This is a genomic window from Roseivirga seohaensis (assembly GCF_001592945.1).
In the GTDB taxonomy this organism is placed as follows: domain Bacteria; phylum Bacteroidota; class Bacteroidia; order Cytophagales; family Cyclobacteriaceae; genus Roseivirga; species Roseivirga seohaensis.
In genome coordinates this window covers 96,046-112,998 of the sequence record NZ_LRPB01000023.1, presented here as the reverse complement: position 1 = coordinate 112,998, position 16,953 = coordinate 96,046, and the positions used below count along the sequence as shown (strand labels likewise).

General features: G+C 35.3%; 15 protein-coding genes. All 15 read left to right on the top strand.

The window, feature by feature from the left end; all coding sequences use genetic code 11:
* The first annotated feature begins 59 nt into the window (after positions 1 to 59).
* Positions 60 to 584, top strand: a complete 525-nt coding sequence (locus AWW67_RS06975) for a helix-turn-helix domain-containing protein (RefSeq protein WP_062300837.1) — start codon at positions 60 to 62, stop codon at positions 582 to 584.
* A complete protein-coding gene (locus AWW67_RS06970) occupies positions 577 to 1,083 on the top strand; it encodes a UpxY family transcription antiterminator (RefSeq protein ID WP_062300836.1) in 507 nt (168 codons plus the stop codon). The genes AWW67_RS06975 and AWW67_RS06970 overlap by 8 nt, the downstream gene beginning before the upstream one ends.
* 586 nt (positions 1,084 to 1,669) lie before the next feature.
* Complete coding sequence (locus AWW67_RS06965; RefSeq protein WP_176700008.1) at positions 1,670 to 3,814, top strand: SLBB domain-containing protein; 2,145 nt, start codon at positions 1,670 to 1,672, stop codon at positions 3,812 to 3,814.
* A gap of 83 nt (positions 3,815 to 3,897) precedes the next feature.
* On the top strand, positions 3,898 to 4,992 hold the full coding sequence (gene wecB / locus AWW67_RS06960; protein WP_062300834.1) for a non-hydrolyzing UDP-N-acetylglucosamine 2-epimerase: 1,095 nt from the start codon (positions 3,898 to 3,900) through the stop codon (positions 4,990 to 4,992).
* Between the two features lie 318 nt (positions 4,993 to 5,310).
* Complete coding sequence (locus AWW67_RS06955; protein ID WP_176700007.1) at positions 5,311 to 6,207, top strand: GNVR domain-containing protein; 897 nt, start codon at positions 5,311 to 5,313, stop codon at positions 6,205 to 6,207.
* Positions 6,208 to 6,275: 68 nt separating this feature from the next.
* A complete protein-coding gene (locus AWW67_RS06950; protein ID WP_062300832.1) occupies positions 6,276 to 7,541 on the top strand; it encodes a lipopolysaccharide biosynthesis protein in 1,266 nt (421 codons plus the stop codon).
* A gap of 6 nt (positions 7,542 to 7,547) precedes the next feature.
* Positions 7,548 to 8,180, top strand: a complete 633-nt coding sequence (gene hisH, locus AWW67_RS06945; protein ID WP_062300831.1) for an imidazole glycerol phosphate synthase subunit HisH — start codon at positions 7,548 to 7,550, stop codon at positions 8,178 to 8,180.
* Entirely contained in the window at positions 8,167 to 8,931 is a 765-nt protein-coding gene (locus tag AWW67_RS06940; protein ID WP_062300830.1) for an AglZ/HisF2 family acetamidino modification protein, read from the top strand. The genes hisH and AWW67_RS06940 overlap by 14 nt, the downstream gene beginning before the upstream one ends.
* Before the next feature lie 35 nt (positions 8,932 to 8,966).
* On the top strand, positions 8,967 to 10,076 hold the full coding sequence (locus AWW67_RS06935; protein ID WP_221405254.1) for an N-acetyl sugar amidotransferase: 1,110 nt from the start codon (positions 8,967 to 8,969) through the stop codon (positions 10,074 to 10,076).
* Between the two features lie 40 nt (positions 10,077 to 10,116).
* Complete coding sequence (locus tag AWW67_RS06930) at positions 10,117 to 11,337, top strand: glycosyltransferase (RefSeq protein ID WP_062300828.1); 1,221 nt, start codon at positions 10,117 to 10,119, stop codon at positions 11,335 to 11,337.
* Positions 11,338 to 11,340: 3 nt separating this feature from the next.
* Entirely contained in the window at positions 11,341 to 12,663 is a 1,323-nt protein-coding gene (locus AWW67_RS06925) for a hypothetical protein (protein WP_062300827.1), read from the top strand.
* A gap of 50 nt (positions 12,664 to 12,713) precedes the next feature.
* Positions 12,714 to 13,925, top strand: coding sequence for a glycosyltransferase family 4 protein (locus AWW67_RS06920; RefSeq protein WP_062300826.1), 1,212 nt, complete (start codon positions 12,714 to 12,716; stop codon positions 13,923 to 13,925).
* A 6-nt stretch (positions 13,926 to 13,931) separates the two neighbouring features.
* A complete protein-coding gene (locus tag AWW67_RS06915; RefSeq protein WP_062300825.1) occupies positions 13,932 to 14,945 on the top strand; it encodes a polysaccharide biosynthesis protein in 1,014 nt (337 codons plus the stop codon).
* Positions 14,942 to 16,063 (top strand): non-hydrolyzing UDP-N-acetylglucosamine 2-epimerase, encoded by a 1,122-nt coding sequence (wecB, locus tag AWW67_RS06910; RefSeq protein ID WP_062300824.1) that lies wholly within the window; start codon positions 14,942 to 14,944, stop codon positions 16,061 to 16,063. The genes AWW67_RS06915 and wecB (AWW67_RS06910) overlap by 4 nt, the downstream gene beginning before the upstream one ends.
* A complete protein-coding gene (locus AWW67_RS06905) occupies positions 16,060 to 16,917 on the top strand; it encodes a dTDP-4-dehydrorhamnose reductase family protein (RefSeq protein WP_260311405.1) in 858 nt (285 codons plus the stop codon). The genes wecB (AWW67_RS06910) and AWW67_RS06905 overlap by 4 nt, the downstream gene beginning before the upstream one ends.
* The last annotated feature ends 36 nt before the right edge of the window (positions 16,918 to 16,953 follow it).

Sequence of the window (16,953 nt, the reverse complement as noted above, 5' to 3'; positions counted from 1 at the left end):
GCTGTATCATTTGATCAATTAAATTGGCAAATAGCGCGAACCCTTAAAAGCTTTTGATAATGCTTGAAGCACTTATTTCTTCAAAAACACGAATAAAATTACTCTTAAGGCTTTTCCTTAACCCGGATTCTAGTGCTTACTTGAGAGGCTTGGCAGAAGAATTTAATGAGAGTACCAATTCTATTAGAATTGAGTTGAATAGGTTTGAAGAAGCAGGAATGCTTGACTCTGGTTTGGTCGGAAATAAAAAAGTTTTTAAAGCCAATAAGAAATACCCTCTTTTTCAGGAAGTTAGAAGTATACTTCTAAAATATACAGGGCTTCAAGATGTAATTGACGAAGTAGTTGAAAAATTGGGAGATTTAAGTAAGGTGTACCTTGCAGGGGATTTGGCACTTGGGAAAGATTCAGATGTTGTGAGTTTGATCTTTGTTGGAAATCCAGACCTTCATTATCTTGTGCAATTAATTCAGAAAGCAGAGTCATTGGTGCCTAAGAAAATTCAATACCTAGTATACTCCAATGAGGAAGCCGCTTTAATGACTTTCAATCCAAATCAAAATCTTTTAATATGGCATGAATAATTCGCAAAGAACATATTGGACAGCTTTTTATACTAAACCACGTAACGAGAAGAAGGCAGCAGAGAGGTTAACTTCAAAAGGGTTCGATGTCTACTGCCCTACTAGAACCGTACTCAAGCAATGGTCGGATAGAAAGAAAAAAGTAACAGAACCAGTATTCACATCATACTTGTTTGCTAAGGTTGATGAGACTTGCCGTTTAGAGATTTTGAAAGACGCCTCGATTGTTTCAAATGTAAGATGGCTGGGCAAACCTGCAATTATTCAAGAAAGAGAGATATCTGAAATTAAATCCTTTTTAGAAGAATTTCCCTTATCAGAATTGTCAAATGAGAAATTCCAAAAAGGAAGCCGAGTGAGCATCGACTCAGGGGCATTATCAGGGCAATCAGGCGTAATTAGGAGAACACAAGGGAATAGAGTTTTTTTAATAATTTCAAGCCTTGGTGCTGAGCTTCAAGCTGAGATTAGCATGAATCACTTACGGAAGGTTGGCTGATTTTTAGCCTAGATAAATAAGTATATATTTGAAGACTTTAAACGAGTCTTGTTATTAGAATATGATGAATAAGAGTCAACAAAACTTTCAAAAGGAACTCAAAATGAACATAGTTAAAAGCTTGTTTAGCTTTGTTCGAATATTAGGCTTAATCATTTTTATTTCCTGCTCAAGCAATACCTTAGATGCTCAATCTTTAGGAGGCTTGGACTTGAAGTCTGTAAAGGTTGATGAACTCTCAGATGAGCAGATTTTGAGCTACATGAAGCAGGCTGAAGAGAGAGGTTTGACTCAGTCTGAATTAGAATTATTGGCTAGACAAAGAGGGATCTCGGAAAGTGAAATCTCAAAATTACGCAGGAGAATTGAATCCTTGAGAAGTAATAGAGAGAATTCAAACATAACTTCAACTGATAAAAGGAACTCAAGAACAGAGCCTGTTATTTTGAATGATTATGATGTTTTTGGTGCCCTTTCTAATGATGAGACCATTGAGTTAACAGAAGAACAGAAGAAGATATTTGGGTTTGACCTTTTTCAAAAGCGTAACCTTACATTTGCCCCAAACCTCAATTTACCTACCCCAATGGATTACCAATTGGGGCCGCAAGATGTACTTGTTGTTGATTTATGGGGGGCCACACAAGCATATTTTCAATTTGAAGTTTCTCCTGAAGGAACAATTAGACCAGAGAATTTATCTCCTGTTTATGTAAATGGATTAACCATAGAAGCCGCTTCAAACAAAATTATTGACCGATTGAGCCAGATTTATAGTGGACTTAAAGCTCAAGGGAATAACCCTCCTACTATCTTTCATCAAATCAGTCTTGGAAACATTCGCACCATCAATGTAGAAGTCGTTGGTGAGGTTGCTAAGCCAAGTATGTATTCGCTGCCATCACTTTCAACAGTTTATACCGCTTTACATGCAGCAGGTGGGCCAACTGAGAACGGCACCTTTCGTAAGATTCGAGTAGTCAGAAACAATAAACTACTTTCTACATTAGATATTTACCCTTACCTGTCAAGTGGAATTCGTTCGGGGGATGTGAGATTGAAAAATGGCGATGTAATTATAGTCGAACCGTATTCTAATAGAATCAAGCTTGATGGAGAAATAAAGCGTCCTGGATTTTTTGAATTAAAGAATGGTGAAAGTTTTAGTGATCTTTTGGTATATGCAGGAGGTTTCACGAGTAAGGCTTTCAAAAGTACTGTGACTGTCAAGAGAAATGGAGATAGAGAAAGAGAAATAATCGATGTTGACCAAGATGGATTTGAAGATTTTCGGCTTAGGGATGGAGATTTGATAGAGGTCAGTGCTATTCTAGATCGTTTTTCCAATAGAGTAATAATTAATGGAGCTATTTACAGGGAAGGAGAATACCAACTTACAAGTGATCTTACTTTAAGGAAGTTAATAGAGAAAGCTGGAGGCGTGAGGGGAGATGCCAACATGTCGCGAATCACAATCTATAGAACGAGTGATGATTTTTCTCAGTCTGTTATTCCGGTAGATTTGGAGGCTCTTTTGAGGGGTGATGTTGCTGATGTAATGCTATTAAGAGAGGATGTTGTTCAAATAACTTCAATTTATGATATAAAGGAGGAGTACTATGTTCAAGTATCTGGTGAAGTAATTGAAGGAGGGGTTTACCAGTTTTTCAATGGTATGACTGTTCAGGATTTGATAATTCTCTCTGGGGGCTTAAAAGAATCAGCCTCAGGGTCTATGATAGAAATAGCTAGAAGAAATTCGAACAGGGGAGTTAATTCGGCTGCTGATATTATTACTCTTTCCATTGATCAGTCTCTGACACTAGACTCAGAAGATAGAAATCAAATTTTAAAACCTTTTGATCAAGTATATATTAGAAAGTCACCAGGCTATACCGTACAGCAACAGGTTACGGTAGAAGGAGAGGCGTTTGCAACAGGGGTTTATACTATTAGCAGAAAGGATGAACGAATTTCTGATATAATTAAGCGGGCAGGTGGATTAACCCCATATGCAGATGCTTCAGGTGCAATTTTAATTAGGAAAACAGAGTTTTCAAATACAAAGTCTAACAATCAAATTAGTCAAGAATCTTTACAGCAATTAAGGCAAAAGGTATTAAATGAAGAGTCGGAGCTTAAAAATATAAGTCAGACTCAGTTAATTGAAAGGTTAAAAAAACTTGAAGAGAAAGTTGAAACGGATACACAAAATGATAGGGTTGGTAGTAAGTTGAAAAAAGAGTTGATTCAAGATGTTTCTGAACAGGATTCACTGATGCAAGATGTTGTTATTAAAGAGGAAGAACCAGTTGCAATTAATTTACCTAAGATACTTGATGAACCTGGCTCAAAATATGACCTTATTGTTAAAGAAGGAGATGTCATTTCTATACCTGGTAGCCTTGAAACAGTAAGAGTGGCAGGTGAGGTGACTTCTCCGCTTAATGTGAGATTTGATCAATCGTATAGTTTTAGGAACTATATTGAGCGTTCTGGGGGCTTTTTAGTTAGCGCCAAAAAAGGAAGGAGCTATATACAATACCCAAATGGAGAGCGAAGAGAGGTAAAGAGATTTCTTTTTTTTAAAAAATATCCAAAAGTACAGCCTGGCTCCACTATTTTTGTAAGTAAAAAAGCTGAGAAGAAACCATTACATTTACAAGAAATTTTAGCCATTACCTCCAGCCTTGCTACAATTGCTTTTCTTGTAGATAGGATAAGTAATTAGATAAATTTTTCTTATTAAGACAAGCCTAATTGCTGTATTACAGTTCAATTGTAGCCAATTAGAGTTGAAAATTTTGATTCGATATGAAAATATTTAATGTAGTTGGAGCACGTCCTCAATTTATAAAAGCCGCGGTAATCTCAAGAGCTATTGCACAAACAAGTGGTATTAAAGAGATTATTGTGCACTCAGGTCAACACTACGATGAAAATATGTCTAGTATTTTCTTTGAGGAAATGAGCATTCCTAAGCCAGACTACTTATTAAGTATTAATGGTCTTAACCATGGAGCAATGACAGGAAGGATGCTCATTGAAATTGAAGAGTTAATTTTAAAAGAAGAACCTGATTATGTGATTGTTTATGGCGACACTAATACAACATTAGCTGCATCTTTGGCCGCAAAGAAGTTGGGGGTTAAAATTGTACATGTTGAGGCAGGGGTAAGAAACTTTGACGAATCAATGCCAGAGGAAATTAATAGGTATTTGGTAGATAGAATTTCAGATTTGAATATCACATGTACATGGCTTGGCAAAGAAAACTTGGAGAAAGAAGGTTTTATGTCTTCTCGTATAAACTCAGAGGTTTATAACTTTGGTGATGTAATGTATGATGCTGCACTCTTTTACTCTGGTTTAGCAGAGCAGAGTTCGAGTATATTAGATCAGCTTGAGATAAGGAATTCTAACTTTGTAGTTTGTACTGTACATAGAGCAAGCAATACTGATAGTGAGGAAGCTCTTAGATCTATTGTCGAGATGCTCAATGAGCTTAATCGAGAGGTAACAGTAGTTCTTCCTTTACACCCAAGGACAAAATCAAGAGTTCAAAAATATGGCTTATCCCTTGAAATGCTATGTATTGATCCAGTTGGCTATTTTGATATGCTTGAATTGATCAAAGCTTCGAAATTTGTAATAACGGATAGTGGAGGAGTTGTAAGAGAGGCATATTTCTTTGGAAAAAAATCTCTTTTTCTTCTCGACAAACCTGTTTGGCCCGAATTGATATCGGAGGGTGTATGTACTTGTTCCAACCCAAGTTCTACTGAACTTAAAGTTGGGTTAGAGAAAATGAAAACCAAAGAAGGCGACTTTACTAGAAGTTTATATGGAGATGGTACTGCTGGAAACAAAATTATTGAGCTTATTTTAAAAGACTTCTTTCGGATTTAATAATAGTATTATCGACAGTAAACATACTTTACTGGTATATTTGCTAAAGAGTTTCATCGTGATATGAGATTTTAGTTTGGATAAAGAGTAACATATATGAATACCAATTTTTCTAAGCAAGTGAATGGTGAAACATTGATTAGTATGTCTTCAGTATTGAAATTTTCATGGAGATTACGAAAGAAGGCACTTTTGATAGTGAGTATTTTTAGTGTATTTGGAATTTTTGTAGCCATCTTCTCTAAAAAGGAATTCTCTACCTCTGTAACTTTTGTTCCTCAGTCCTCTTCACAAGGGCTAGGTAAGGGCTTAGGTGGTTTGGCTGCGATTGCAGGGATAAATATGACAGACTTCACAAGTAGCACGCAAATACCATATACCCTTTACCCAAAGGTTTTGGAGAGTCTCGATTTTCAAAAAAGGATAATACATACTAAACTAGAATTTTCAGAATTTGATGAACCAATTAGTCTTTATGATTATTATACCACTATTGATAAACCTGATTTGTTAGGATATATCAAGAGGTTTACAATTCAGCTGCCTGAGCAAATTATTAAGATGTTAAAATCAAATGAATCTGAAGTTGTCAGTTCAGATATTAATGATGACTTTGGTCATTTGACATTTGATGAACTTAGTGTAATTAGGGTAATGAATAATCAGCTTGAGATTTCTGTGAATGAATTTGATGGATATGTAAAAATTTCAGCCTCACTACCCGATCCTAATGCCGCGGCTGACTTGGTGTTGAAGGCACAAGAGGAATTACAGAATACTATTATTTTGTTAAAGAGTGCAAAGGCACAGGAAAAATTAGAATTTATTCAAGAGAGGTATTATGAAAAAAAGAATGAATACGAATTAATTCAGGATTCGCTGGCAAAATTAAGGGATAAAAATTTTAATTTAACAACTCAGTCTAGTAAGGTGAGTTTGGAGCGCTTGGAGTCGGAGTATGATGTTGTTCGACAGGTTTATACTGAGCTTTCAACTCAACTAGAAACCCAAAAAATTCAAGTAAAGGAGGATACCCCCCTTTTTATGACAATAGAGCCTGTATTTGTTCCTATTCAAAAATCTAAACCTAAAAGACTCTTGATTGTGATTTTGTGGACAATTTTCGGAGTGATATTTGGTTTTGGTTTTGTTTTGTTCAAGCCTATCCTTCAGATAGTTACTTCTAAATTTCATGTGTACCTTCAAGACTTGTAAGTAGGTGAAATATCTTCCAATTGTTTGCCGTTTCCTTTTTGATTTTAATCCTAAGTATGTGATAGACTGTGCTGTTTGATAAACTCAAGTCAATAAGAAAGGGACAATCGGAGTTTACTAAAAATGTAGCCACTGTCATGTTTGGTACAGCTATTGCTCAAGCAGTACCTGTCCTAGTTTCACCAATAATTACTCGGGTTTATACGCCTGAAGATATAGGTGTTTTCACTTTGGTTATGTCCGTTATTAGCTTTTGTGCTGTTGTTGGCTCTGGGCGTTACGAGGTGGCAATCATGATTCCCAATGATAATGTTGTCGCGAGAAATCTTGTGGCTATTGCACATTTTTTAGGTTTTATATTTTGTTTGATTCTAGGTATTGTTGTTCTTACTGCACACGATGCTGTGGGAGATATTTTAGGACTGAATCCTAAAGACAGACATTGGCTTTACTGGATACCTGTATACACTTTTTTGGCTATTTATCAACAAACCCTCATTTTATATACAGCCAGACTAAAAAAATTTAAAGTTGTGGCATTGAACAAAATGGGAAAGACAATAAGCATGTCTGTGACTCAGGTGATAATGGGTATAAGTAAAATTACTGGAGGGCTAATTTGGGGTAATTTCGTGGGGGGGGTTACCTCTGTTATTTTTTTAAAGCGAAAATTAAAGAAACTATATAACTTGCAGACACCTCGAAATTATTTGAATACCGCTAAAGAATACTCTAAATTCCCTAAGTATTCATTGTTGGCTGATTCAATTAATTCGTTTTCTAATCATGTTCCTATAGTTATGATGATTAGGTTTTTTTCCGAGGGAACCGCTGGATACTTCGGCTTCACTCAAAGGATTTTGTCTCTCCCACTTGGGTTGATAGCCTCATCATTTACAGAAGTTTTTCGCCAAAGGGCATCAGAAGATTATAATAAATTTGGTTCATGCAGACCTATATACTTAAAAACTCTTAAGAAGTTATCATTAATATCAATTCCTTCATTTGCGGTTTTAGCACTTATAGCCCCCCAGCTATTTGCTTTTATCTTTGGGGCTGAATGGTATGAATCAGGTAGGTATGCCAGCATTCTTTCTTTTATGTTCGCACTTAGATTCATTGCAAGTCCTTTGAGTTATGTGTTATACGTTGTTGGCAAACAAAAGTATGATTTGATATGGCAGGTTTGCTTAGCTGTTGTTACCATAGTTTCCTTTTGGGCCGGAGGTAAATTAAATAACCCTGAGTTGGCTTTGTGGTCTTTTTCTTTAAGTTATAGCTTTTTATATATTATATATATTTTAATGTCTTATAGATTTTCCAAAGAAAGATAATTGAAAATGATAGCTATTGTAGATTACGGAATGGGTAATTTAGGTTCGATATCAAATATGCTAAAGGTATTAAACTTAAAATCTATTGTGACAAATGATCGTAAGATTATTAGAGATTCAGACCATATTATTCTTCCTGGTGTAGGGTCATTTGATAAGGGAATGTCAAAACTTAATCAAAGTGGTCTCTCTGAACTGCTCAAGGAATTAGCCCAAAATAAGGAAATACCAATAACTGGTATTTGTCTTGGCATGCAACTAATGACTAAGGGAAGTGAGGAAGGCAACCTGCCTGGCTTAGGTTTAGTTAATGCGACAACGAAGCATTTTAGCAAGCTAAGCTACAATTTCCAGCAAAGAATACCCCACATGGGTTGGAATCAGGTCGAATTAGCGAAGAGGGATAATTATATCTGTAAAGGTTTACCTGAGCCATTAAAGTTCTACTTTGTGCATAGCTTTTATGTACAATGTGAGTTGACCACTGATGTTTTGATGTCTACATATTACAGTGATAAATTCACTTCGGCATTTCATACTTCTAATATTACGGGTTTTCAATTTCATCCAGAGAAGAGCCATAAATATGGTTTGAGTTTATTTAAGAATTTAATGCTTTCTGATCATGCTAAATACTAGGGTAATTCCCACTCTATTAATAAAAGGTGATGGCTTATATAAGTCAGTTAATTTCAAAAGCTATCGCTATGTGGGAGATCCAATTAACGCAATTAAAATTTTCAATGAAAAGGAGGTTGATGAGATCGTTATTTTAGATGTGGAAGCTAGCACCCTAAATAAAAAGCCTAATCTAAAGTTAATTGAGAAAATGGCAACTCAAGCCTTTATGCCAGTTGGTTATGGAGGTGGAATAACTACGTTAAAACAGGCAAAGGAAGTACTCTCACTTGGTGTTGAGAAAATAATTGTTAATTCAGTAATAAAAAATAATAGAAATTTAATAAGTGAGATTGCCTCTGAAATAGGTTCTCAAAGTATAGTGGCTAGTATAGACGTTAAAAAGAACTTTTGGGGAAAGTATGAATGTTATACTTTTTCTGGAACTAAAGGGCTTAAACAAGATCCAGTAAGTTTAGCAAAAGAGCTTGAAAAACTTAGCGTAGGTGAGATTATTATACACTCAATCGATAGAGACGGAACATTTAAAGGTTACGATACTACTTTAATCAAGCTTATTTCAGAGGTGGTTAATGTTCCTGTTGTGGCTTGTGGGGGAGCTGGCTCCATTGAAGATTTTGCTAGCGCTATTAAAAATGGTGGGGCGTCAGCAGTTGCAGCTGGAAGTATATTTGTTTTTCACGGTATACATAAGGCGGTTTTGATAACTTATCCCCAAATTTCAGATTTAGAAAAATTGTTCCAAAAGTAAACTATATTCTATAGATGTTAAACCTAGAATACCAAATGTGCACAAGGACGGTAATGGACACTACTGATCCGGATATTAGTTTTGACAAGATGGGAGAATGTCATTACTGCGAAAAGTTTGACAATTTCATTTCAAAAAACTGGTTTCCAAATAAAGAGGGGGAAAGAAAGATAAAGGAGATTGTTAGTAAGATTAAATATGAGGGTAAAAATAAGAAATATGATTGTATAATTGGTTTAAGTGGCGGTGTAGATAGTTCCTATCTGGCGTACAAGGCCAGTCAGTTAGGCTTGCGTATTTTGGCCGTTCATGTTGATGCTGGGTGGAACTCAGAATTAGCGGTGAAGAATATTCAAAACATTGTAACTAAATGTGGTATTGACCTATATACACACGTTGTTGATTGGGAAGAAATGAAAGATGTCCAAAGAGCATTTTTTAAGGCTGGAGTGGCCAATCAAGATACTCCTCAAGATCACGCATTCTTTGCAGCTCTTTACACCTATGCCATAAAGAATAATATTCAATGGGTTTTGCATGGAGGAAATATTGCTACCGAATCGATTTTGCCAGAAGCTTGGGGTTATAGCGCGATGGACGGAAAGCACTTAAGAGCAGTACATAAACTATTTGGAGAGAAACGTAGACTTAAAAATTATCCTGTGATAAGTTTTTTTAAGTATCAATTCTATTTTCCTTTCGTAAGAAAAATGAAAGTAGCGAGGTTATTAAACTATATGCCATACGATAAGGATGAGGCCATTAGTGTGTTAGAGAAAGAGGTAGGTTTCACCTATTACGGAGGAAAACATCACGAATCACGTTTTACAAAATTTTTCCAATCTTACTATCTCCCCGAGAAATTCGGATATGATAAACGTAAAGCTCATTTGTCTTCAATGATTCTAGCAGGCTCTTGTACTAGAGAAGAGGCTCTAGAAGAGCTTAGAAAATCACCATACGACCCTTCTACAATTGAGGGAGATATAGAATATGTTGCTGATAAGTTGGGTTTTAGCCTAAATGAGTTCAAAAAAATAATTGACCAACCTAAACACTCTTACAAAGATTACCCAAATAACGAGAGTTTAGTTAAGGCAAAAGTTAAGCTCAATCAATTCTTAAAGAGGAAAGGCATTAGATAACATAATACTTTAGATGCTATTACTGAAAACTTATTAGAAGATGTCTGTAAAAAAAAGAGTTTGTATGTTGAGTTTTTCGCCAATGTTATTTGATGCAAGAATTCAAAAGGAAGCTCAGGCTTTAAGGGATGCAGGTTATTTGGTTAAAAACATATACTTGGAGGATCAACGATATTTATCTGGAATCAAGAATTTAACAGAGGCTCAGGAAAACTACAATAGAGATATGCATGGCATCCAAACCATTGCTATTCTTTTATGGACTAAAAAGTTCAACAATATATGGAAGCCTTTGTATCATACTTTTATGAGTATTGAGTTGACTTTCAAACTTCTGTATGTCTTAATTACAAATAAGGCAGAGTATTATCATATTCATGACTTGGAGCCTGGTTTATTCGCTTGGGTTGGGAAATTTATTTATGGTGGAAAGTTGGTTTATGATGCTCATGAAAATGAAATACATAGACATGGGCCCAACCGAGTTGGTATTTTATCTAAATATGAAAAATTCATAGTTTCTAATTCTTCGTTGAATATTACTGTCAATGAGGATATTAAGCTTAAAATGCAAAAACTGCATAATAAACCTGTTTTGGAAATTGCTAATCGGCCAAAATATATTCCTTATGACCATATAGACCGCGAACGTTTAAGGACAGAGTTTGCCCTGAGGTACGATCAAAAGGTTATTATGTATGTAGGCTATGTCATTCCTTGGTTAAGAGGTGTTGAGATTGTGCTCGAAGCATTGGAGCATGAGTCAATGAACGACTGTGTTTTCCTAATTATGGGGGTTGGCAGGTTAGATGAGTTTAAGAATCATTTGAAAAATTATGCCGAAAAAAAAGGACTGAAAAATGCTATAAAAAGGGTGTTGTTTATTGGGCCATATTCTCCAGATGAAATTGTTCATTATTTGAATGGAGCTGATGTTTCTATGCTCTTATATCAAAGTGATCAATCTTTTAATCAGACTAATAACGCTCCAAATAAATTATATCAGTCAATTATGGCCAGGACACCTGTTTTAGCAAGCCATAATGAAACATTTCCAGTTTATATTTATGGCAATGGTATCGGTAAAATTGGTGAAACTGTGAGAGAATCTTCTGTCGATGATGTTAGAATGAAAATTCTGACGATTCTGGATAAAGATAATCAGGAATTATATCGCAGAAATGCAAACTTGTTGGCTCAAGAAGTAAGCTGGGAAGCTGAGGCTAGTAAACTAATAGAGGCATACGAGCTTTTAAACTAAAACATGTTTGATCCTCAGATATATAGTTACAGCAAACTTTTAGCCGTTTTAATTCCATATGTGCTCCTCTTTTTTACCACAATTTTTATTATTCGAGGGAGCACATTGAGACTTTTGTTTGTAATGTTTTTTGGTGGGTTCTTCTTCTATTCAGGCTTAGGTTATGGCTTTAAGTTTGGGTTGGCGGATAATTATCAACACTATTTTCTAATTTTTGCTACTGTTTTCTGTCTGTCAATTGTCATCTTTAACAGAATAATTAGCCTAAAAGAATTAGACTTTACTTACGTTAATAATCGCTTGGAGTCAATATTTGATAATCGATACCTTATTAATTTTATCATTGTAGGATATTTGTCATCTTTTGTTTTGGATCTTATCACTCCCGAATTTAAGTTAGGTAACTTAATATCTCCCCCTAGGCCTAATCTTTTGGCTGATTTTCAAGGTAGATTTGACGGGACAGAATCTACAACATTTCTTAATTCGATTTTTAAATATTTTCGTTCCCTTATCTATCCATTTTATATGGTTGTTTTAATAAAGCAGATTAAGAGAATTCCGCTGTTTGTTTTACTCCTATTTGCCCCACTATACCTAGAATATTGCTCTAAAGCTTATATTGGAAGAAGCGCAATTTTGTTGTCCTTAATATTTCTCTTCATGATGCTTTGGAAATTTAGACCTGAGATTAGAAGAAGAATACTAATAATTACGCTGGTAGTTTTTCCTTCATTTGTAGTTTTTAGTTTTGTATATCAGGTTATTAGAAACCCTAATAGCAAAGGGTTTAACGAAGACTTAAATGTTACCGTGGCTGCAGAGATATTGATAAATACAGAAGTATCCTTGCCTACCTCCTCTAGTAGAATAGTGGATCAAGATGAGCGTGTTAATTTGAAAGATCACTTGACTTGGATGTTTACAGCTTCGATTCCTAAGTTTGGATTGTTTGAATTAAAAAAGGGACTTGCAGGATACGAAATAGCAGAAATTATTGTTGGAAAAAAAAGATCTACTCCTGGTTTCTGGGTTCCTCTAACCGGTTATTTAACCGAAAATATATATGTGTATGGAAAATTATTTTTTTGGTTTCCAGCGATAATAATTGCTTTCCTCCTTTGCTTTATTGGTAAATGTTTTGGAGAAATACCTCTGTTGTACGGCTTTGTCCTTTTTTTAGGACTGACTTTTGCGTATAATTTGAATCGTGCTGGTATAGGGTCTTCGCTCCCATTATTAGTTACATATAATATGATAATGTTTTTATTTCTTTTTCTCGTTTTTAGAAAAGTAAATTTTAAGTGGAAATTACATGGGGCTTAAGAATGTTCGTGTAAATGTTAGTTTTAGGGCCTTTTAAATAAAGGAATAGATTGAAAATTCTTTTCATTCATAATGTAAGTGTATGGGGTGGTTCGTTAAGAAGTTTGCACGAAACTATTCGTGTACTAGCCAGCCATAAAAGCATTTCTGAAATACATTTGATTTTACCAAATTGCGAGCATATTAATAAGTTCGAGAAATACGCAAAAGTACATTCTTTCAAAGCCATTCCTCAATATGACACCACAGAGTATGGTAAATATAGTGGTTTTAGAAAATTGATTTTAATCAGAGAATTATATGCATATTTATTGTTTTGTATTGATTTTAAGCGCTTTAAAAGTACACAATGTCATTTCGATATAATCCATTTTAATGAGATTGTTAGTTTTAATTCAATTTCAAGTGTTTTAAAGAAGGCGTTTCCATGTTCAAAAATTGTATGTCACGTACGGTCTTTACAAAGACAGATTGGTTTCCCCCACTTTGCATCTTCTGGACTCAAAGCCAGAGCTGACGCTCTTATTGTTATTGATGATTGTGTAGAAAGCACAATTAATAAGGAATTTCATTATAAGACCCATATAGTTCCTAACATCTTTGTGAGCATTGAAGATAATGACTTTGAGCTAAGAACTAGAGATCAGACAGAAGAACTAAGGCTTCTATATATTGGTGGATTAAATTGGGAAAAGGGACCTGACCGAGTGCTGGCGTGTGCTAAGTTGATAAAAAACAGGAAACTTAATGTAGTTATTACGTTTGCTGGCATAAAAGAATCAAACAAAAACGCTATTAGAAAAATTATAGATTTCACATTGAATATTTTAAATATTAGGAAAAGCATAAGGAAAAAGGATGTAACTAAATTTATTGAATCCAATGAACTTGAAGGGAAAATAAACTTACTTGGGTTTCAGGAAGATATAAGAGGCCTTTTTTGTGATCATGATGTTCTAATTTTTCCTTCGAGATTGAATGCACCTGGAAGGCCTTCAATAGAAGCGATGAGTTGTGGATTACCTTCAATAGTTTTCTCTAATTTTGGTTCAAATATAATAATAATAGATGATGAAACAGGATATAATATTTCAAATGAAGATGTTGATAAATTAGTAGATAGAATCGAATTGATTTTAAATAGCCCAGACAGGTTGGAAAAAATGAAGAAGAAGAGCCTTCTACACTTTAGAGAGCTATTCAGTGAAGATATTCATAGAAACAAAATATTGGAAGTTTACAAAGAGGTATTAAAAAATTAGTTGAATATGTTTAAGGATAAAAGATTACTAATAACTGGTGGAACGGGGTCCTTTGGTAATGCTGTGCTCAAACGATTTTTAGAGACAGACATTGGTGAAATTAGAATCTTTAGTCGTGATGAGAAAAAGCAAGACGATATGAGAAAGGATCTCATGAGTTCTAAAGTAAAGTTTTTCATTGGCGATGTAAGAGATCCCTCAAGTTTAGACTTCGCAGTTTCAGGAGCGGATTACATTTTTCATGCGGCGGCACTAAAACAAGTACCATCTTGTGAGTTTTATCCAATGGAAGCCGTTAAAACTAATGTGCTTGGAACGAATAACGTACTAGATAAAGCCATCCAATATGGGGTCAAAAAAGTAATTTGCTTAAGTACAGATAAGGCTGCATACCCTATCAATGCTATGGGGACCTCAAAGGCTATGATGGAAAAGGTTGCTGTAGCGAAGTCTCGTCTAACCTCTAATACCGTTATTAGTTGTACAAGATATGGCAACGTAATGGCTAGCAGGGGCTCCGTAATTCCGCTGTTTGTGTCCCAAATCAAAAATGGTCAACCTTTGTCAATAACAGACCCTGAAATGACCAGGTTTATGATGTCCTTAGATGATGCAGTTGATTTAGTTCTTTATTCTTTTCAAAATGGAGAGCCAGGTGATATTCATGTCCAAAAATCTCCTGCAAGTACGATACAACAATTGGCAGAGGTGTTGTTGGAGATTTTTAATGCAGATAATCCTATAAAAGTAATTGGCACAAGGCATGGAGAAAAACTCTATGAGACTCTTTTAACAAGGGAAGAGTTTGCAAAAGCGGATAGCTTACCTAATTACTACAGAATACAATCTGATGACCGTGATTTGAATTATGGGAAATACTTTACTGAAGGAGATGAAGAAATAAAGGGGGAAGAAGATTACAATTCGCATAACACTCATAGGTTGACTAATGAAGAATTGAAAGGCTTGTTACTGAAACTGGATTATATACGAGAAGAGCTGGGGCAAACAAACATATGAAAAAACTAAAGGTAGTAACTATTTTGGGGACACGTCCCGAAATAATTAGGTTATCAGCATGCATTAGGAAATGTGATCAATTCTTCGATCATACGCTTATCCATACAGGGCAAAATTACGACTATACTCTTAATCAAATTTTTTTTGAAGATTTAAAGATTAGGAAACCTGATTACTTTATGGATGCTGCAGGTGAGCACTTAGGTGAGACAATTGGTAATATCATTGCAAAGTCATATGAATTACTATCCGCGATCCAGCCTGACGCCATGCTGGTATTAGGAGATACAAATAGCGTTCTTTGTACCATAGCTGCAAAGCGACTTAAGATTCCAATTTTTCATATGGAGGCTGGAAACCGCTGTTTCGATCAAAATGTGCCAGAAGAGATCAATCGTAAAATATCGGATCACATCAGTGATATTAATCTGACGTATACCGAAAACAGCCGTAGATATTTACTGAGTGAAGGGTTTCGTAAAGATCATGTATTTGTGACTGGATCACCATTGAAAGAAGTCCTCTTTCAGTTTGGTAAACAAATTTCAAATAGCCAAGTAGTCAATCGACTTGGGCTTGAAATAAGGAAATATATTGTGGTTAGTGCTCATCGAGAAGAAAATATAGACCTGAAGAACCACTTCGAAGTCTTAGTTGATGGCTTAAACGCTGTTGCCGAGGAGTATCAAATGCCTATTATTTTCTCGACTCACCCTCGAACACGAAAAAGAATTGAAAATAATAGAGTTGTGTTTCACCCATTAATTGAAAATGTGGATCCTCTTGGTTTTTTTGATTATGTGAAACTTCAGCAAGACGCACACGTGGTTCTTTCGGATAGTGGTACCATAAGCGAAGAATCTGCAATGATGGGGTTTCCAGCAATAAGTATCAGAACCAGTACGGAAAGACCTGAGGCTATTGATGCGGGAACCATTGTGTTAGGAGGTATTACTAAAGAGCAAATGTTACAAGCTATTCCATTGGCAATAGAATTAAATCAAATGGGATTAGAAAAACTACCTTGGGAATATGAAGTGACTAATACCTCTACCCGAGTGGTTCGGGCTATTCAGAGCTATGTAGGAGTTGTAAACAAGTTTATTTGGCAAAAGTGAAATTTAAAGTTTTGATAATTGGCTCGAAAGGTATGGCGGGGCATCTAATACTCCAGTACCTCAAAACCCACTCGAACCTTCTAGTAGATGATGTGTCTCGAAGTGATGATAGTTTTACGTCTACGTATAATCTAGATGTAACCAATTTTGACGTATTGAAATCTGTTTTGAAGAAGGGCGGATATACTGTAGTAATCAATTGTATTGGTGTTTTAAATCATTTTGCTGAATCCAGGCCAGATCAAGCAGTTTTATTAAACAGTTACTTTCCCCATTTTCTATCAAATCTTGGATCTGAAATGGGGTTTAAGCTGATCCACATTAGTACAGATTGTGTTTTTTCAGGCACAAAAGGTGGCTACATTGAGACTGATCCAAAAGACGGTAAGGGTTTTTACGCTCAGTCAAAGGCTTTAGGGGAGGTTAATAACTCAAAGGATTTAACAATAAGAACCTCTATCATTGGTCCAGAGCTTAAAAATGGTATAGGGCTTTTTCACTGGTTTATGTCTCAAAACACTGAAATTCAGGGCTATAAGCGTGTTTTTTGGTCTGGGGTAACTACAATAGAGCTTGCCAAATTTATAAGTGCCATACTCGATTCGGATTTAACAGGTTTGATACATTTGACCAACGGGGAGCGAATCAGTAAATTTGATTTACTAGGGAAGCTCAACAAAAAATTTAAACAAGGCGAAGTGCTTATAAATCCCGAGCAAAATATACACATAGACAAGTCACTTGTAAACACTCGGGGTGATTTACATTATCAAGTTCCTGAATATGAATTGATGATTGATGAAATGAAAGATTGGGTTTGTAAGCACAGACACTTATATAAGAGATATCTTTGAAAACCCGTATTCTGAATAATGATTTAACATTAATGA